This window comes from Patulibacter minatonensis DSM 18081, assembly GCF_000519325.1.
Taxonomy (GTDB): Bacteria; Actinomycetota; Thermoleophilia; order Solirubrobacterales; family Solirubrobacteraceae; genus Patulibacter; species Patulibacter minatonensis.
The window spans coordinates 371,336-389,589 of the sequence record NZ_KI912613.1 but is presented as its reverse complement, the minus strand read 5'-3'; the positions used below and the strand labels follow the sequence as shown (position 1 = coordinate 389,589).

At 75.7% G+C, this 18,254-nt stretch carries 17 protein-coding genes; 9 read left to right on the top strand and 8 right to left on the bottom strand.

Going from position 1 to position 18,254, the window contains the following annotated elements:
• The first annotated feature begins 9 nt into the window (after positions 1-9).
• The gene (gene nhaA / locus PATMI_RS26610) at positions 10-1,887 is read left to right on the top strand and encodes a Na+/H+ antiporter NhaA (protein WP_051470938.1); all 1,878 of its coding nucleotides are present in this window, start codon (positions 10-12) and stop codon (positions 1,885-1,887) included.
• 33 nt (positions 1,888-1,920) lie between these two features.
• Here the strand turns inward: nhaA and PATMI_RS0101955 are convergent, their stop codons facing one another.
• From PATMI_RS0101955 to PATMI_RS0101945, 3 genes are read right to left on the bottom strand one after another with little or no spacing between them, the layout of a single operon-like run.
• Complete coding sequence (locus PATMI_RS0101955) at positions 1,921-2,475, bottom strand: cupin domain-containing protein (protein WP_026909651.1); 555 nt, start codon at positions 2,473-2,475, stop codon at positions 1,921-1,923.
• Positions 2,476-2,506: 31 nt separating this feature from the next.
• Positions 2,507-3,202 carry a DUF6629 family protein gene (locus tag PATMI_RS26605; RefSeq protein ID WP_051470937.1) on the bottom strand — a complete coding sequence of 232 codons (696 nt, stop codon included), beginning with the start codon at positions 3,200-3,202 and terminating at the stop codon, positions 2,507-2,509.
• Between the two features lie 47 nt (positions 3,203-3,249).
• Positions 3,250-3,726 carry a winged helix-turn-helix transcriptional regulator gene (locus PATMI_RS0101945; protein ID WP_026909650.1) on the bottom strand — a complete coding sequence of 159 codons (477 nt, stop codon included), beginning with the start codon at positions 3,724-3,726 and terminating at the stop codon, positions 3,250-3,252.
• 55 nt (positions 3,727-3,781) lie between these two features.
• Here PATMI_RS0101945 and PATMI_RS26600 point away from each other — a divergent pair, with 55 nt between their 5' ends.
• Positions 3,782-5,221, top strand: coding sequence for an MFS transporter (locus PATMI_RS26600; protein ID WP_051470936.1), 1,440 nt, complete (start codon positions 3,782-3,784; stop codon positions 5,219-5,221).
• Entirely contained in the window at positions 5,218-5,628 is a 411-nt protein-coding gene (locus PATMI_RS0101935) for a PaaI family thioesterase (protein ID WP_036725080.1), read from the top strand. Before PATMI_RS26600 ends, PATMI_RS0101935 begins: the two co-directional genes overlap by 4 nt.
• Positions 5,629-5,655: 27 nt before the next feature.
• Here the strand turns inward: PATMI_RS0101935 and PATMI_RS0101930 are convergent, their stop codons facing one another.
• Complete coding sequence (locus tag PATMI_RS0101930) at positions 5,656-5,868, bottom strand: dodecin (RefSeq protein ID WP_026909648.1); 213 nt, start codon at positions 5,866-5,868, stop codon at positions 5,656-5,658.
• Positions 5,869-5,952: 84 nt separating this feature from the next.
• On the opposite strand from PATMI_RS0101930, the gene PATMI_RS0101925 reads away from it, so the two are divergent.
• Positions 5,953-6,669, top strand: coding sequence for a FadR/GntR family transcriptional regulator (locus tag PATMI_RS0101925; protein ID WP_051470935.1), 717 nt, complete (start codon positions 5,953-5,955; stop codon positions 6,667-6,669).
• Positions 6,670-6,676: 7 nt separating this feature from the next.
• Here PATMI_RS0101925 and PATMI_RS0101920 read toward each other — a convergent pair whose 3' ends face one another.
• Complete coding sequence (locus PATMI_RS0101920; protein WP_169738311.1) at positions 6,677-8,065, bottom strand: M1 family metallopeptidase; 1,389 nt, start codon at positions 8,063-8,065, stop codon at positions 6,677-6,679.
• Positions 8,066-8,267: 202 nt separating this feature from the next.
• On the opposite strand from PATMI_RS0101920, the gene PATMI_RS26595 reads away from it, so the two are divergent.
• From PATMI_RS26595 to PATMI_RS37135, 4 genes are all read left to right on the top strand, one after another.
• On the top strand, positions 8,268-9,281 hold the full coding sequence (locus PATMI_RS26595) for a sterol desaturase family protein (RefSeq protein ID WP_051470934.1): 1,014 nt from the start codon (positions 8,268-8,270) through the stop codon (positions 9,279-9,281).
• 56 nt (positions 9,282-9,337) lie between these two features.
• The gene (locus PATMI_RS33645; RefSeq protein WP_051470933.1) at positions 9,338-11,068 is read left to right on the top strand and encodes an AAA family ATPase; all 1,731 of its coding nucleotides are present in this window, start codon (positions 9,338-9,340) and stop codon (positions 11,066-11,068) included.
• Positions 11,069-11,191: 123 nt separating this feature from the next.
• Complete coding sequence (locus PATMI_RS0101905; RefSeq protein WP_026909645.1) at positions 11,192-12,577, top strand: carboxypeptidase-like regulatory domain-containing protein; 1,386 nt, start codon at positions 11,192-11,194, stop codon at positions 12,575-12,577.
• Positions 12,574-13,830, top strand: a complete 1,257-nt coding sequence (locus tag PATMI_RS37135; protein WP_026909644.1) for a carboxypeptidase-like regulatory domain-containing protein — start codon at positions 12,574-12,576, stop codon at positions 13,828-13,830. The genes PATMI_RS0101905 and PATMI_RS37135 overlap by 4 nt, the downstream gene beginning before the upstream one ends.
• A 211-nt stretch (positions 13,831-14,041) precedes the next feature.
• On the opposite strand, the gene PATMI_RS0101895 is transcribed toward PATMI_RS37135, so the two are convergent.
• Entirely contained in the window at positions 14,042-14,365 is a 324-nt protein-coding gene (locus tag PATMI_RS0101895) for a hypothetical protein (protein ID WP_026909643.1), read from the bottom strand.
• Between the two features lie 161 nt (positions 14,366-14,526).
• Here PATMI_RS0101895 and PATMI_RS0101890 point away from each other — a divergent pair, with 161 nt between their 5' ends.
• On the top strand, positions 14,527-15,591 hold the full coding sequence (locus PATMI_RS0101890) for a DNA polymerase domain-containing protein (protein WP_026909642.1): 1,065 nt from the start codon (positions 14,527-14,529) through the stop codon (positions 15,589-15,591).
• On the opposite strand, the gene PATMI_RS33640 is transcribed toward PATMI_RS0101890, so the two are convergent.
• A complete protein-coding gene (locus PATMI_RS33640) occupies positions 15,588-16,838 on the bottom strand; it encodes a S1 family peptidase (RefSeq protein ID WP_051470932.1) in 1,251 nt (416 codons plus the stop codon). The two genes, PATMI_RS0101890 and PATMI_RS33640, sit on opposite strands and share 4 nt — an antisense overlap.
• 277 nt (positions 16,839-17,115) lie before the next feature.
• On the bottom strand, positions 17,116-18,228 hold the full coding sequence (locus PATMI_RS0101880; RefSeq protein WP_026909641.1) for a GNAT family N-acetyltransferase: 1,113 nt from the start codon (positions 18,226-18,228) through the stop codon (positions 17,116-17,118).
• Positions 18,229-18,254 lie beyond the last annotated feature (26 nt).

The window sequence follows — 18,254 nt, the reverse complement described above, 5'->3', positions numbered from 1 at the left end:
GGGAACCCCATGACCTCCGAGCACTCGCCACCCGTCGCCGCCCCGGCGTCGGGCCCACCGGCCCGCACGCCGTGGACCGACCGCGGCTCGCGGACGCTCCGGCAGTTCCTCGCGACCGAGACCGGAAGCGCGGGCCTCCTGCTCGTCGCGACGATCGTCGCCCTCGTCTGGGCGAACTCCCCGCTCTCGGACGCCTACGACGACCTGTGGGGAGCGCACCTGCGGATCGAGCTCTCCGGGACCGGCGTCGACGAGGACCTCCGGCACTGGGTCAACGACGGCCTGATGGCGCTCTTCTTCTACGTCGTCGGCCTCGAGATCCGGCGCGAGCTCGAGCTCGGCGAGCTCCGCGACCGCCGCGCCGCCGCCGTCCCCGCGATCGCCGCGTTCGCCGGCATGGTCGCGCCGGCGCTCGTCTTCACCGCGATCAACGCCGGCGGGGAGGGCGCCCACGGCTGGGGCATCGTGATGGCGACCGACATCGCGTTCGTCCTCGGGGCGCTCGCGCTGCTGGGGCCCCGCGTCCCGCCGGGCGTCCGCGTCTTCCTGCTGACGCTGGCGATCGTCGACGACGTCGGCGCGATCGCCGTGATCGCGCTCTTCTACTCGTCCGGGATCGACCTGACGGCGCTCGCCGCGGCCGGTGGAATCCTCGTCGCGATCGTGCTGGCCCGGCGCTACGGGCCGACCTGGCGCGGGCCCGCGTACCTCGTCGCGGGCGTCGTCCTCTGGTACGCGACCCTGAAGTCCGGCATCCACCCGACGATCGCCGGTGTGGCGATGGGCCTGATCACCGCGGTCCACCCGCCGCGGCGCGCGGACGTCGAGCGGGCCGCGAGCGTCACCCGGCTCTTCCGGCGGACCCCGACGCCGGCGGGCGGGCGGGCGGCGGTCCTCGAGCTCGCCTCGGCGGTCTCGCCGAACGAGCGCTTCCAGACCGGCATCCATCCCTGGACGAGCTACGTCGTCGTCCCGCTGTTCGCGCTCGCCAACGCGGGGGTCGCACTCGACGGCGACGCGCTGGACCGCGCCCTCACGTCCCCGGTGACGATCGGCGTCGTGGCCGGGCTCGTCCTCGGCAAGCTGCTGGGGATCGGGCTGAGCACGGCGCTCGCCGTCCGGTCGCGCGTCGGGCCGCTGCCGCACGGCATGCGGGGCGGGCATCTCCCCGGGGCCGCGACCCTGGCGGGGATCGGCTTCACCGTCTCGCTGTTCGTCGCGGAGCTCGCGTTCGACGACGAGGCCCTGCGCGACGAGGCGAAGATCGGCGTGCTGGTCGCGTCCGTGCTGGCCGCGGTCGCGGGCACGGTGCTGCTCGTCCGGCGGGGGACCGACGACGCGGACGACACCGGGGAGGCGGTGCCGCTCGACCCGCCCGTCGATCCGATGCACGACCGGATCCTCGGCGCACCGGACGCTCCGCGGACGCTGGTGGTCTACGGCGACTACGAGGATCCGCACACCCGGGCGCTGGCGGCCGAGCTCGAGGTCGTGCGCGAGCGCGCCGGGCACCTGCTGCGCTACGTGCCGCGGCACCTCCCGAACGAGGACGTCCACCCGGGCGCCACGCTGGCGGCCGAGGCGGCGCTGTCGGCCGCCGCGCAGGGGCGCTTCTGGGAGATGCACCGCCGGCTGCTCCACCACCCGGTGGGCGACGACCTCGGGCCCGCCGACCTGCTGGCGATCGCGGGCGACGCCGGGCTCGACCCCGACCGCGTCGCCGACGACCTGCGCCACCACGTGCGGCTCCCGGCGGTGCGCGCGGACGTCGACGGTGCGGCGCGCAGCGGCGTCACCGGCACGCCGACGGTCTTCCTCGACGGCGAGCGGCTCGACTGCGGCTACGACGCGGACTCGCTGCTCGCGCGGATCCTCGGCACGGGCTGACGGGCGCCGGGCGGGCGTCCGCGCCCCGGCGGCTCAGACGTCCGGCGCCGCGGGCCACGGCGCGCGGACGTCGCGGATCGGCGGTCGGCCCGCGTACGCCTCGGCCGACGAGTCCGTCTCGACGTCCACCGCCGCCCCGTGCCGCGCGGCGGCCGGGTCGGTCAGGTAGCGGGTGTGCTCGTCCGGTCCGCGGGTGCCGACCATGAGGATCGCGCAGGGACCGCCCTCCGCACCCACGGTGATGTGCGCCGTCCCGGGCGGGCAGTGCAGGTAGTCCCAGCGCCCGAGCCGCCGCTCCTGCCCCTCGACGATCGCGATGCACCGGCCCTCGAGCACGAGGAAGCCCTCCTGCTGGTCCTCCGCGTGGTACTTCCCGGGCGTGTCCCTGGGCCAGAGGACGTGCACGCCGATCCCGAGGGTCGCCGACCGGGCGTCGGGCGACTCGAACACGCACCACGCGCCCGTGCCCTCGACGGTCCGCCAGGCCAGGTCGCCGACGTTCATCGCCCACCACCCGCCGTCCGCGGGCACGCGACCGTGCTCCGTGTCGAGGATCCGGGCCTCCGGGACGCCGCCGAGCTGGGTCATCCGCCGAGTGTCCCCGGGGCCGCGGACGGCGTCAGGTCGCGGTCGGCGTCCCGTCGGCCGCGGCGGGCGCCGCGCGGGCGCCGGCGCCCGGCGGGCCGCGTCGCTCGCGCCGGAAGTGCACGAGGATCAGCACGCTCATGACGGCGGCGTAGAGGCACCAGACCGAGGTGAACTCCTCCTCCTGCATCGTCGCCGCGCCCAGCAGGCCGACGACGTTCAGGACGCCGAACCAGCGCAGGTACCGGCGGCTCGAGAGCAGCGCCGGGGCGCAGACCGCCAGGACGTAGGCGGTGGCGCTGGGGATCGCGTAGGGCGTGTGCGTGGTGTAGGCGACGCAGTGGGCGCGCTCCTCGGCGACGATCGGCCACTGCGTGACCTGCCACAGCAGGAAGAGTCCGGTGACGAGCCCGAGGACCGCGAACGGCCAGACGAGCATGCGGCGCCGCCGCTCGGGCTCCAGCAGGGCGAAGCCGAGCGGCACGAGCATCGGGAGGACCGCCTGCGCGTAGATCACGTAGGCGTCCCGGGCGGCGTTCCCGACGCCGGCCGAGACCTGGCCGCGCAGGCCGAGCCACACGAACCCCTCGACGAACTGGTGCACGCCGAAGCCGAGCGGCAGGGCGGCGATCACGAGGTCGCGTGGTCGGCGGACCTGGGTGAGGGTCGCCACGCCGATCGCGGCGATCGCGGTGCCGCCGACGAAGTCGACCTCGGGGGAGAGACACATGGGGCGCCGGGGACGCTACGCGAGCGGCGCGGTCACCGGCCCACCGGTCAGTGCGCGGCGGTCGCGCGGAGGCGGTGTCCCGGCCCGGGGCGGCGCTCCACCTCGTCGACCCCGACGACGTGCCCCGCGTCGCAGACCAGGGCGGCGCGGACCGTCGCGCCGCAGCCCTCGTGCTCGGTGTGGACGGGGACGCCGGCGTCGCCCGTGAGGTGCTCGTCGCCCCACTGGCGCAACGCGACGATGACGGGGTAGAGCCCACGGCCCTTGTCGGTGAGGACGTACTCGGTGCGCTCGCGCTGCCCGGGCTCGCGGTAGGGACGGCGCTCCAGCAGGTCCTCCCGGACCATCGCCTCCAGCCGGGACGCGAGCACCGAGCGCGACACGCCGAGATGGTCCTGGATGTCGGAGAAGCGGCGCAGGCCGTAGAACGCCTCGCGGAGCACGAGCAGCACCCACGGCTGCCCGACGATGTCGAGGGCGCGGGCGACGGAGCACGTCGCCGAGTCGTACTGGCGGAGGTCCACGGGACGATCCTAGCTGAGTTCGCGCGAAGAACCCAAGCGCGCTATGGTGCCCGCCATGCACGGTCCGTCCGACGAACCCAGCCCACGGGCCCGGGCCACCCTCCGGATCGCGGGCGCCGCGACCGCGCTCGTCCTCGTCGCGTTCACGCTCCCGCTCGGGATGCTCGCGACGATCGTCCCCGACCTGTCGGCCGGCGACGTCGGGCGGACCTGGATCGTCTCGTCGATGTCCGTCGGGCTCGCCGGCGCGCTCCTGGTGGCCGGCAGCCTCGCGGACGACCTCGGGCGGCGGCGGATCTTCCTCGGTGGCCTCGCCGTCTACGGCGTCGGGAGCCTCGTCGCCGCGGCCGCCCCGAGCGTGCTCGTCCTCAGCCTCGCCCGCGCCCTGCAGGGGATCGGCGGCGCCGCGCTCCTCGCGTCGTCGCTCTCCCTGATCGCCCACGCGTTCCCGGCCGGCCCGTCGCGCGTCCACGCCACCGGCGTGTGGGGCGCGATGATCGGCGCCGGGATCGCGATCGGCCCGCTCGCCGGGGCGCTGATCGCCGACGCTGCGGACTGGCGCGTCGCCTACGCGGTCCTCGGGGTGGTGGCCCTCGCCGCGCTCGTCCCGGCAGGCCGGGGCCTCGAGGAGTCGCGCGCCCCCGAGCGCCGCGCGGTCGACCCGGTGGGCGCCGCGCTCCTGGCCGGCGGCCTGACGGCGCTCACCGCCGCGGTGGTCCAGGGGAACGCGGCCGGCTGGGGCGGGGCCGTCCCGCTCGTCGCGTTCGCCGTCACGGTCGTGCTGCTCGCCGCCTTCGCGCGGTGGGAGCTGCGCTCCGCCGCGCCGCTCTTCGACGTCCGCCTGCTGGCCCGACCGGCGTTCACCGGCGCGCTCGTCGGCTCGTTCGTCCTGGGCCTCGCCGTCCTGTCGTTCATGAGCTACGTGATGACGTGGATGCACATAGCGCTCGGGGCGACCGTCGTCGGCGCGGCCCTCTGGGGGCTCCCGTGGTCGGTCGTCGCGTTCGGCGTCTCGATGCGCGCACGCGTGCTGGGGCGCTTCCTCACGCCGCGCGTGCAGACCGCGATCGGGCTCGTGGTCTGCGGTGTCGGCCTGCTCCTCATGCGCGGCCTGGACGCAGACTCCGGGGCGGGCCACTTCGCGCCCGGACTCGCGGTCCTGGGCGTCGGGACGGGGTTCCTCAACGCCGCGCTGGCGCAGGCCGCCGTCTCCGTCGTCCCGCCCTCGAGGAGCGGCATGGGCGCGGGCGCGAACAACACCGCGCGCTACCTCGGCGCGGCGCTCGGCGTCCCGCTCGTCGTCGGCCTGCTGCGGACCGGCACCGCCGACCGCGTCGACCTCGGCCAGTCGGCCGCCTCCGCCGCGACCGGCGCGATGAACAGCCTGCTGCTCGTCGTGGCCGGCATCGCGCTCGGCGGCGCGCTCGCCGTCCTGATCCTGCTGCGGCCCGCCCGGGACCGCACGACCCCCAGCACCGAGAAGGCCCTCGCATGACCCAGACACCCGACCTGTCGCTCGCCGCCGCCAACGCGTTCCTGAAGGGCGCCGGGTTCGAGACCGACGTCGCGACCGGCACCGAGGTGACCGGCCACATCGACGCCGGCGTCGACCACCACACCCCGTGGGGCGTCGTGCACGGCGGCGTCCACGCGACCGCGGTCGAGTCGGCGTGCAGCATCGGCGCGTCCGCGGCCGTGCTGGACCAGGGGATGTACGCGGTCGGCCTGTCGAACCACACCGACTTCGTCCGCGCCCACACGGAGGGGCGCCTGGACGTGCGCGCGTGGCCGATCCACCAGGGGCGGACCGGCCAGCTCTGGCAGTGCGACCTGACGCGCGAGGACGGCAAGCTCGTCGCGCAGGGGCGGGTGCGACTCCAGAACGTCCCGTTCGAGCGGTAGGCGGCCCTGGGCCGGCCTACCGGGCCGCTACTTCTCGGTGACCTGGTGCCCGATGTCCATCGTCACCTGGAAGTGCTCGACGCTGCCGTCGGTGACGTGACCGCGGATCGAGGTGACCTCGAACCACTCGACGTTCTCCACCGAGGAGGCGGTGGCGGACACGCCCTTGCGGATCGCCTCGGCGACGCTCTCGGTGGAGCTGCCGGTGACCTTGATCGTGCGGTAGACGTTGTCGGACATCTTGGACCTCGTGGATCGGGGAACGAACGCGCCGTCCGGCGCCTCGAGCGGCGTCTACCCGGCGCGCGATGGCAGAATCCCGGCATGGCGACGCGCGTGGTCGACGGAGGGACGGGCCCGGGACGCCGGGTGTCCGACGTCCTCCACGACCGGCTGCGGGCCGAGATCCTGGCCGGCGACCTGGCCCCCGGCGACGCGATGTCGTCCGAGCGCACGCTGGCCGAGCGCCACGGCGTCAACCGCCACGCCGTCCGCGAGGCGCTCAAGCGGCTCGAGCAGGCCGGGCTGGTCCGCATCACGCAGGGCGGCGCGACGCGCGTCCAGGACTGGCGCGAGACCGGCGGGCTCGACCTGCTCCTCGACCTCGTCCGCGACACCGGCGGCGACGCCGGGCCACCCGCCGAGGTGGTCCGCTCCGTGCTCGAGCTGCGGGCCCTGATCGGCGTCGACGCGGTGCGCCGGTTCGTCGACCTCGCGGACGCCGACGAGCGCGCGCACGTGTCCGTGCTCGTCGAGGCCGTGGCGGTCGCGGTCGACCGCGGAGAGGGCCCGGCCCTGGTCGCCACCGCGTACGAGGACCTCTGGCGCGCCGTCGTCGCCGGGTCCGGGAACGTCGCCTACCGGCTGATGCTCAACTCGCTGAACCAGGCCGTCGCCGCATTCCCCGAGCTCGCGATCGCGCTCGCTCCCGACGATCCTGCCGCGCTGCTGGCGCTCGCGGCGGCCGTGCGCGACGGGGACGTGGGGGTGGCCGCGGCGGTCGTCGCAGCGCAGCTCGAGGGCGACGTCCCGCCCGCGTGACCCGGCGTCAGCGGAAGCGCTTCGCCGGCTTCCGGTGGGCGTAGAGCCACGCCCGGAAGAACGGGGTCAGGTCGCGCCCGGCGACCTCCTCGGCCAGCGCCGTGAACTGCCGCGTCGTCGTCGGTGCCGCGCGGTGCTCGGCGTACCAGCGCCGCAGGAGAGTCGTGAAGCGCGCGTCGCCGATGCGCCCCCGGAGGGCCTCGAGCGTCGCCGCGCCCCGGAAGTACACGGCGCCGTCGAACAGCTCCGCACGGCTGCGCGGGGCGGCCGGGGCGACGTTCCAGAAGGCGCGATCCTCGATGCGGAGCACACCGCGCAGGTTCGCGCGGGTCGGGAAGTAATACTTGCGGTGCGCGTCGTAGTACCACTGCGCCCACGTCGCGAACCCCTCGTTGAGCCAGATGTCGCTCCAGCGGCGCAGGGTGACCGCGTCGCCGAACCACTGGTGCGCCAGCTCGTGGGCGACCGTCGAGGCGTCGGGCGCGGAGGAGTACGTCGGGCGCGACTGGTTCTCGAGCGCGAACCCGAGCGCGGGTTCGTCGAAGACGGTGCTCCCCGAGGTCGTGAACGGGTAGGCGCCGAAGCGCTTCGAGAACACGGCCAGGATGTCCGGCTGCGCCGCGATCCCGCCCTCCTCCCGGGTCTGCTCCGCCGCGGCCGGCGCGACCGCGTCGTAGATCGGGATGCCGCCCGGGCCGGTCGACGTGGAGACCCGGAACCGCCCGACGTTCGCGGTCATGAGGTACGTCGAGAGCGGCTGGTCCTCGACCCAGGTGAAGGTCGTGCCCGTCGCGCCCGGCACCTTCGACCGCAGTACGCCGTTGCCGACGACGTCGAGGCCGCGCGGGACGGTCATCCGGAGCGTGTACGCGGCCTTGTCGAACGGCACGTCGTTGCCGGGGAACCACGTCTTCGCGCCGACGGGCTCGGACGTCACGACCGCCCCGCGACGCGTCGGGATGAAGCCCTCGTCGGGGCCCGCCGTCGACGTCGGGCGCGGTCGGCCGGCGTACGTCACCGCCACGACGAACGGCGCGCCCGAGGTGATCGGCACCGGGGGCGTGATCCGCAGCTTCCTCGTCCGCCGCACCCGCAGCACCGGGGCGGGGCGGCCGTCGACGGTCACCGCCGAGACGGCCGGCCCCGCGTAGTCGAGCGTGAACCGGCTGAGGTCCTGGGTCGCCCGCGCCGTGATCGTCGCGGTCCCCGACAGGCGCTTCGCGGCGGGCCGGTAGTCGAGCGCCAGGTCGTAGTGCTGGACGTCGTACCCGCCGTTGCCGATCGTCGGATAGATCCGGTCCTTCGCGGACTCCGCGCCGGGGGACGGTGCCGCCGCGGCTGACCCCGCGGCGACCCCCGAGAGGCCGAGCAGGGCGACGAGGAGGGGCGAGGACACGGATCGGGACGGGACACGCATCGGCGCAACCTAGCGGGCGGGACCGCGGTCGTCGCCCGGTCGCCGCCCGTCGGGTCCTCCGGCGGCACGGGCCGCGGCCGGGGAGGAGGCCGGGACGTGCGTCGGCGCGGGTTGACGACCCCGGCGACCAACTGGTACAACCAGTGACGCATCTGGTCCAACCAGTGAGGAGCGCCGCCGCATGAACGATCCGATCATCTTCGCCATCCCCTTCTTCGTGCTGTTCATGGCGGTGGAGGTCTTCACGCTCCGCCACGCCGCGCACGAGCACGCGGAGGACCCGTCGACGCCGGTCGGCTACGACACGAAGGACTCCGCGACGAGCATCGCGATGGGCTTCGGGAGCCTCGGCTTCAAGTTCGTCCTGAAGCTCGGCGCGCTCGTCGTCTTCGCCGCGATCTACGAGCTCTCGCCGCTGAAGATGCCGATGGACACCTGGTGGCCCTGGCTGCTCCTGCTGTTCGCGGAGGACCTGTCGTTCTACGCGTACCACCGCGGGCACCACCGGATCCGGATGCTCTGGGCGACCCACGTCGTCCACCACTCCTCGCAGCACTACAACCTCTCGACCGCCGTCCGGCAGGACTGGTCGCCGTTCACCGCGCCGGTCTTCTGGGTCTGGCTCGCCGTGATCGGCTTCCCGCCGTGGGCGATCCTCCTGGCGCAGAGCTGGAACCTGCTCTACCAGTTCCTCCTGCACACCGAGGCCGTCCGGAAGCTCCCGCGCCCGATCGAGCTCGTGATGAACACGCCGAGCCACCACCGCGTGCACCACGGCGTCCAGGACCAGTACCTCGACAAGAACTACGGCGGCATCTTCATCGTCTGGGACCGCCTGTTCCGGACGTTCGAGCCCGAGGGCGAGCGGGTCGTGTACGGCCTGACGACGAACATCGACACGCACAACCCGGTGCGGGTCGCCTACCACGAGTGGGCGGCGCTGATCGGCGACGTCCGGCGCGCGTCGTCCTGGCGGGACCGCGCCGGCTACCTGTTCCACGGGCCCGGCTGGAGCCCCGAGGTGCGGGCGGCCCGGGACGAGGACGTCGCTCCCGGGACCGGGGCGGCCGGCGCGGTGGGGTCGACCGGGCGCGGCGCCGTGGTCGCCGCCCCCGCGGCGGCCGGAGCCGCGCAGACCGTCGCCGCGTCCGTGGCCGACCCCGCGGCACCGAGCACCGTCGGGCTGGCGCGCTGACCGGATCGCCCCGTCCGGCCCACCGGCCGGGGCGCCCGACGTAGGCTCGTCCCCCCATGGACGCCCGCGTCGCCTCGTACCTCGACCACGCCCGGCGGAAGCTGTCGGCCGGCCGCACGGCGGAGGCCGAGGGCCTCGAGCGCCAGGCGCTGATGTTCGCCGAGATGGTCCCCGGTGGCGGACGCGAGGAGCGCGGCGCGGTCCTGGCGCTGCGGTCCGACCGCCTGGTCCGCCAGGCCGACCACGCCGGGGCGCTCGCCGCCACGCGCGAGGCCCTGACGCTCACCGACGGTGCGAACGAGACCTTCGCGCTGCGGCTCGACGAGGCCCGCCTGCTCCTGGCGACGAACGACCCGGGCGCCGGGACGGCGGTCGACGCGGTCGTCACCGAGGGGCTCGCCCAGGGGCGCGCGAACTGGCCGATGGCGCGGGCCTTCGCCCTGCAGGCGCGTGCACGCGACCGGGCCGGTGACGCGAAGGGTGCCGCGGCGTCGCGGTCGCAGGGACGCGATCGCCTGGCCGGCACGCCGAACCCGCCGGCAGCGCTGCTGGAGGCGCTGCGCGAGCCGTTCTCCGCACCGCCGCCGACGCCGGGGACCGGCGCGGCGTCGCCCGGCGCGGGCGACGCGTCGCTCACGACCGGTGGCCCCGCGGGGAGCGGGACGTCGTCCGGTGGTCCGGGCACCGGCGACGGAACCGGCGCGGACCGGGCGGCCCACCGCTCGAGCGACCCGCGCGGCGACGCGCCGGCTCCGCGCTCCCCCGGGCGCCCGGCGCGCGGACTGCCCCGCGACGACGGGCGCCCGGACCTGCGGACGGTCGGCCGGGACGGACGCGGCCCCGGGCGCGCCGGCGGCGGCGTCCCGTCACGGGACGGCGATCCCGAGGGCCCGCCCGGCACGGCGGCGCGGAAGGGCGACGCGACGCCGGAGGCCGTCCCGGCGTCGGGCGTCGTCGACGAGCAGGCGTTCGCCGCGGTCATGGCCGACCTCGACGGGCTGATCGGCCTCGGCGGCGTGAAGGCGGAGGTCCACCGCACCGGCCAGCTGCTGCGAATGCGCGCGCTGCGCAAGGCCGCCGGGCTGAAGGTCGCCGACGTATCCCTGCACCTCGTGTTCTGCGGCGGGCCCGGCACCGGCAAGACGACGGTCGCGCGCCTCTACGGCCGGCTCTACCACGCGCTCGGGCTGCTCGGGACCGACCGGCTCGTCGAGGTTGACCGCTCCGGCCTGGTCTCGGGCTATCTCGGGCAGACCGCGACGCTCGTGAACACCGTCGTCGACTCCGCGCTGGACGGCGTCCTGTTCGTCGACGAGGCGTACGCCCTGGCGTCCGGCGGCCCGAAGGACTTCGGGCAGGAGGCGATCTCCACGCTCCTGAAGCGGATGGAGGACGACCGCGAGCGCCTGGCCGTGATCTGCGCCGGCTACCCGCGGGAGATGGACGAGTTCCTGTGCTCGAACTCGGGGCTCGCCAGCCGCTTCGCGGAGACGATCACGTTCGACGACTACGGCCCCGGCGAGCTGCTCGCGATCCTGGAGCGCTTCTGCACCGAGAGCGACTACGCCCTCGACGACGCGGCCCGGACCTACGCGGCGGAGGTGCTGGGGCGCTGGCACGCCGAGCGCGACGACCGCTTCGCGAACGCCCGCGCGGTCCGCAACCTGTTCGACGACGTGATCTCGTCGCAGGCCGACCGGCTGCTCTCCGGCGGCACCACGCCCGACGCGGCGGCGATGCGGATCCTCACGACCGCGGACGTCGAGCGGGCCGCGCTGAGCGGCTGAGGGGCACCACCGGCACCCGCTGTCGTCCGTCCGCCGGCCCGGACGTCCGCCGGTGGCGCGCAGGGCGTCCGACGAACGTTGACCGCACTCGCGCCGGACGGCGGCCCTGCCGAGGGGACGGACATGCGTGCGTTCCCGTCCCCCTGCCCGTCCCTCCGCCGTGCGGCGCTGCTCCCACTGGTCGCCGGCCTGCTCGCCCTCGGGGCGGCGGGTCCCGCGGGAGCCGACGGGCTCGGGGTGCCCGTCTCGGCCACGATCGCCGGGACGGTCACCGCGGCGCAGGGCGGTGCCCCGGTGCCGCTGGCCCTCGTCGAGGCGGTCTCCGGCGACACGACCGTCGGATCCGCCCGCGCCGACCTCGCCGGGCACTACGCCATCACCGGGCTGCCCTCGCGCTCGGACTACACGGTGCGCATGAGCGCGCCCGGGTACGAGACGACGCTCGGCTACCTCCGCGGCTCGGACGTCTTCACGCCCTTCACCTTCGACCTGCGCATCGGCGAGACGTACCCGTTCGACTTCACGCTCAACCGGCTCGACGGGCACATCCGCGGCCGCGTCGTCGACCTGAACGGCGCCCCGCTGGCGGGCGTGAACGTCCTCCAGAGCCTCGACCACGGAAGTCGCGGGACGGGTCCGGCGGCGATCGCCGAGCCGACGGCGACGACCGACGCAAACGGGCGCTACGACCTCCCCGTCTACGCGGGCTGGTGGTACCTGCTCGCCGAGCGACCGGACCTCGTCCGCCACTGGATCGGGGACCGCCCGAGCCTGAACGGCGCCGGTGCCGTGGAGATCGCCCCCGGTCAGACGGTCGACGGCGTGGACTTCCGCCTGCCGCCCCGGCCGGCCCGGAGCTGCTGGGCCGACGGCGGCTACTGGATCGCCGGGACGGCCGACCGGCCCGCGCCGTCGTTCCCGCCCGACGCCGGCGACTACTGCTCGGGGCCGCTGGCGCCGAAGGCCCCGCTGATCGTCCGCGACCAGGGCCCCTTCCTCGTCGGCGGCCAGCACATGGACATGATCGAGCAGATGGAGGCGGTGATGATGCCGGCGACCTGGAGCGGTCGGAACCCGCCGACGGTCCGGCTGGTGAGCGACGGCTACACCGGGATCGCGCAGGGCACGCCGACCCCGCCGCCGGCCGTCGCCAGGCCGTCGGGCTCCGCGGCGCCCGTCGCGGCGTCGCTGGTCGGCACCCGCCGCGTCCCCGTCCGGCGGGGCCGGCTCGTGGCCACCACCAGCTGTCCGGCGCACGCGACGTGCAGGGGCGCGCTGACCGTCACCGTGCCGCGCGTGTCCACCCGGGGCCGGAAGGCGGCGTCCCTGACGATCGCGTCGACCGGGACCCGTACCACGAGGGGCACGCACCGCACCACGCTCCGCCTCACGTCGACGGGCACGCGGATGCTCCGCTCGGCGCACGGGCGACTCGCCGCGACCCTGCGCTGGGCGCCCGCGGGGTCCACGAAGGCCACCGTCCGCAGCGTGCGTCTGGAGTCCCGGTGAGCGCCCGGCGCACGCCGGTCGGCCGGCTGATCCTGCTGCTGGTGGTGCTGGTCGGCGTCGTCGTGCCGGGCACTGCGTCGGCCGCGCCGCCGACGGGCACGCTCGTCGGCCACGTCGTGGACGACCTCGGGCGCCCCGTCGCCGACGCGTCGGTGCACGTCGCCGCGACGCAGGCGCCGTGGCCCTCCGGCTACGACCCCGTCGTGGCGTCGACCCGCACCGATGCGCTCGGGCGCTACGTCGCCCCGGACGTGCCGGCGCGCGACGACTACGTCCTCCGCGCGAGCAAGGACGGGTACGCGAGCGCCGAGTCGCACCCGGCGGGCACCCGCCTGCAGACGCGGACCTTCTCCGTCGGGGCCGGGCAGACGGTCACGGAGGACCTCGCCATCGTCGAGCTGTCGGTCACGATCCGTGGACGGGTCGTCGACTTCTCGGGCGCCGGGATCGCGGGTGCGACCACGCCGTTCGGTCCGGCGGACCGCACCGGGGCGTTCTCGGGGCGCGTGTTCCCCGGCGACGTCGTGATGACCGCCTCCGCCGACGACTACCTGCCGCTGCGCGAAGGCGGGACGCCGTGGGAGGACCGCGTCGTCGTGCGGACGGAGCACGGGCAGACGGTCGACGGCGTGCTCCTGCGCCTGCGGCGCGTGCCGACCGAGGACTGCTGGGGGCAGGACGGCAGCTGGACGCCCGCCGGTGGGCACCGGGACGTGCGCGACGCCGACGGGAACTGGACCCAGGTCGTCGCCGCGACGCCGCCGGCGTTCCCGTACGCCGAGCACCTGTGCGTCGACACCGACGACCGGCCGTACCGGGGCGCGGTCGAGGCGCCCGCACGGGTCGGTGTCCCGATGGCGCCGCTGCCACGACCGGCCGCGGCGAAGCCCCTGGCGGCGCCCCGCCCGGCGACGGTCGGCGTCGGGACGCTCCGGGGCCCGTCCAGGGTGCGGGCCGCGCGGGGCGCCTTCGCCGTGACCACGAGCTGCAGCGCGTCGTGCGGCGGTCGCGTGGTGGCCGTCGCCCGCCGCGCCGGCACGAGAGGTCGTCGCGCGGCGGACGTCGTCGTGGCGTCCGGGAACGTGGCGCCGGGCACCGGGACGCGGCCGGTCCGGCTGCGGCTCACCGGGGCCGGACGTCGGGCGGTCGCGGCGACGCGGTCGGGCGTCGTCGTCACGCTGCGCTGGACCGTGCCCGGGGCCGGTGGCCGGTCGAGCACCGGCCCGCGCGTGCGGGTGATGCCGGCGCGCTGACCGGCGCGCAACCCCACAACGGCCCGGCCCGCGGCGGGCCGGCGATCAGCTCGGGCCCGTCAGGGTGAGGCCGTTCGCGAGGGTCCGGACCCCGCCGCCCCTGATCGACACGGTCCCGACGCGGGGCCTGCGGACAGCAGACGACCGGACTGACGTCGTGCGCGCCGCCGCGCCACGACGGCCCGGTCCGGCGGAGGCCCGACGACGACCGTCAGGCGTCGGTCCCGGGGAGAGCCCGCAGCTGCCGGCGGTGGACGCGGAGGGCGTCGGCCTGCGCGCCCCACGTCGAGGCGTCGGGGAGCGCTCCCGCGGGGACGTCGAGCACCGCGATCAGCGCAGCGACCCATTCGCCGGCCAGCGAGCGGGGCACCGCGTGGCGGAGCACGAGGGACCCGTCCTCCGCCACCACGGTGAACGTCACGTCCCAGACGTCGTCCCACGAGTCAGACGCCGATTCGGTCGTCGCGTGGCTGATGCGCAGACCGTGTCGGGCGCCGATCGGCGCCCAGTCGCGCTGGTACGGGGCCTCAGCCACGGATCCGCGCCGGCCGGGGGCCGAGGGGCGTCGTGGCGGCGGGCCGGGCCGGCGGGGACGTCGCGAGCACCCGTCCCATGTTCCCAGCACGCGCCCGTCGCGACGCCGGTCGGTCGGACGACCTCGTGGTGGCGCCGGGCTCCCGCGGGTACCGTCCGCGCATGGCGAAGGAGGAGACCCAGGTCCACGCGGCCGGGCGCGACGTGCGGCTGTCGAGCCCGAGCAAGGTCTTCTTCCCCGCGCGGGCCGAGCGCGGCGACGGGCTGGGCCCCGAGAAGGCGATCACGAAGCTCGACCTCGCCGAGTACTACGTGGCGGTCGGCGAGGCCGCGGACAGCGGCGTCGGCCCGGCGGTCCTCCACCTGCAGGAGCGCCCCGGTGCGCTCAAGCGGTTCACGAATGGGATCACGAAGGAGCCGTTCTTCCAGAAGCGGATCGCCGACACCGCGCCGGACTGGCTGCAGACCGCGACGGTGTCGTTCCCGAGCGGCCGCACGGCTCGCGAGCTCGTCGTCAACGACGCCGCGCACCTCGTCTGGGCCGTCCAGCTCGGGACGATCGACTTCAACCCGTGGCCGGTCCGCCGCGCCGACCTCGACCGGCCCGACGAGCTGCGGATCGACCTCGATCCCCAGCCTGACGTCGGGTGGGACGAGGTCCGGGCGGTCGCGCTCTGCGTCAAGGACGTCCTCGACGAGCACGACCTGATCGGATGGCCGAAGACCTCCGGCTCGCGCGGGATCCACGTCAACGTGCGGATCCACCCGGAGCACGACTTCACCGGCGTCCGTCGCGCCGCGCTCGCCCTGGCCCGGGAGGTCGAGCGCCGGATGCCCGGCCGCGCGACGTCGAAGTGGTGGAAGGAGGAGCGCGAGGGCGTCTTCCTCGACTACAACCAGAACGCGCGCGACCGCACCGTCGCGTCGGCCTGGTCGGTCCGCCCGACCCCGGACGCCCGCGTCTCCATGCCGCTGACGTGGGACCAGGTCCCCGACGCGGAGCTCGGCGACTTCACCCTCGCGACCGTCCCGGCGCTGCTGCGCGAGCACGGCGACCCGCACGCGGCGATCGACGAGCACCCCGGAGCGCTCGCGGGCCTGCTGGACCTGGCCCGGCGCGACGAGGAGGAGGGCCTCGGCGACGCGCCGTGGCCGCCGAACTTCGCGAAGGGCGAGAACGAGCCCAAGCGCGTGGCGCCCAGCCGGGCGAAGAAGCCGAAGGACTAGCGGGAGACCGTCTTCACGTTCCGCCCGACCGCGATGCCCTGGCCGCCGGCGCTCCGGGCCTCGACCGCGCAGAAGACGCGCCGGCCGCGGTCGGCGGAGCGCAGCTTGTAGGTGTTCTTGCTGCGGAACCCGCGGTTGATCTGGCGGGAGCCGTTCTCGAGCAGGAAGGCGTAGCGGAACTTCGTCCCGGAGGTCCACGAGCCGCGCTTGCACGTGACGGTGCGGCCGACCCGGGCGCTGCCGGTGATCTTCGCCTTCGTGCCGCCGCGGGGCGCCAGCGGCGTCTGGGCGGCCGTGACGTCCTGCTCGGCGAGGGCGGCGTCGATGAAGATCCGGATCTCGGGGGCGGCGACGTTCGCGAAGAGGTTCAGACCGCGGCAGTTGGAGTCCGCGATGTCGGTGACGCCGATCAGGCGCCGCGCGCTCGCGGAGCCGATCGTGGCGGTGCCGCCGCTGTCGCCGGAGCACGCGCCCTTGCTCGTGCCCTCCGTGCACAGGAACGCGCCCGGGGCGGACGTGCTGCAGCTGCTGCCACCGATCACCGCGCGGACGTTCACGAACCGGAGCGTGCCGAAGTCGTCCGCGGAGCCGCCAGTGATCCCGTATCCGGTGATCCGGACCAGGCGGCCCGGCGAGACGATCGTGCCGCTCGGCGCCATCGGCAGCGCCGCGGTCTTCCCGTCGGCGAGGTTCAGCGGCGCGGAGAGCGTGAGGACGGCGACGTCGTCGAAGAAGCCGCCGGCCTTGTGGCGCGGGTGCACGCGGATCGTCGCGACGCTCGACACGGTGCCCTGCGCGAGCCCGGCCTTGGTCGTCGCGTCCGTGGTGCCCGACGCGACTGCGACCTGGTCCGGCGTCGCCCGCGTGCCGTTCTCCTCGACGACGCAGTGCGCCGCCGTGAGGACGTGGGTGGCGTCGAGGATCGTGCCGCTGCAGCCGCCGACGGCGTCGTCGCCGAAGACCGTCTGGATCGCGACGGTGTACGGGGCGGTCGTCGTGTCGGGCAGGGTGGTCCCGCCGACGATGCGCGGGGTCGCGGCGCTGCCCGGGCCCGACGTGCTGCCGGCGATCCGCGGCGACGACGCCGGGGCGGACTCCGTCGCCGTGGACGCGTGGGCGACGGACGAGGTCGTGACGTCCGTCCGCCACTCGGCCGACTGGGCCGGGGCGACGGCCCCGAGCCCCGCGACGAGGGCGCCGGCGGTGCAGAGCGCCAGGCGGAGGGGACGGGGGCGGGGGAGCGTCATGGTCAGGTGGTCCTCGGTACCCGGGGCCGGCGGCCGGATGCGTCGCCGTCGGGGCACCGTAGCCGGGTCGTGGGGCCGGCGTCGCGGTCCCCGGCCGCTCGGGCGCGATTCTTCGCGCCGTCTTCGGTGGCGCTTCGGGGCGCTCGGCCCGGCGATCGCCCGTGGCGACCGTCCGTCGGGACGCGCACGGGCGGCGGTCCTCGCCCGACGGGGCGTCCCGTGGCGCGTGGCGTCCGGTCGGCCGTGCGCCTCGGGGGTGGACCGCCCGGAGGACCCCTCAGGGCCGGATGGTGTCCCCGCCCGGCGGACCCGCCCGGAGCGCGTGCCGTCGCAGTGCGGCCTGCGCCGCCCGTCCCGGGAGGCCTCCGGCGGGCAGCACCGGGCTGACGATCCGCCGGCGATCGGGCCAGAGCGCGTTGATCATCGCGTTGTCCCGCACCGCGCACGAGTCGAACAGCGCGAACTCCGGACGGCCGTGGAACCACGTCGCGGCGTCGGCCATCAGGTGGACGCCCGGCGCCCCGGCCCGCAGCGTCTCGTCGTGCCCCATCTTCAGCGAGAAGACCACGTCGCCGGCCGACAGGCAGAGGACGGACGCGGCGATCCGGTCCCCGACGCGGAGCTCCAGCAGGTGCCCACGGCCACGCCCGTGGAAGTCGTCCCACGTCTCGCGGACGAACGCCTCGTGCTCGGGGTCCGACGTCAGCGCGGTCCCGGCGGCCCCCTTCCAGCCGGCGGCCTCGAGGGCGAGGAGGCGGTCCAGCGCCGCGGGGTCCTCGGTCGCGTCGACGAGCGTCGCGGTGCCACCGAGCTCCCGCTCGAGGATCCGGCGGGTGCGGCGGCGCTCGCGGCGACGCCTGCCTGAGGCCGCCCCGTCCACGTACGTGTCGTCCGGACGCCGCCGCAGGACCGCGCGGTCGAAGCCGCTGTGGACCGCGGGCGCGGGGCGACCCGGAGCGGCGTGCGTCGGCAGCGCACCGGCGAGCGGGCCGTCGCCCATGGCCTCGAGCGCCAGGAACGCGCGGCCGGGCCAGCGTCGCGGGGCGGCCCGCAGGGCGTGCGCGGCGACGTCGAGCGCGTCCCGGTCGACGAGCGGCGTCGAGAGGAAGCAGTAGTCGTGGTTCCAGGCCCGGACGCACGGCAGCAGGAGATCCGACCACTTCGGCCGGCGGCGCACCGGGACGCACGCGAGCCAGCGCTCGTCCGTGCGGACGACCAGGAGCTCGGCGCGTCCGCCGCCGGGCAGGTGCCGCGCGGCGGGCATCGCGAGGCCGGGCTCGAAGAACGGGTTGGGCTCCAGCGCCCGTCCCGCCAGGGCCGCCCACGCCGCGCGATCGGCGGTCCCGACGTCGGCGATCCTCAGCCGGTCGGTCCGGACGTCCACGCGCACGGGCGGGACGCTACCGCGTGGGCCGA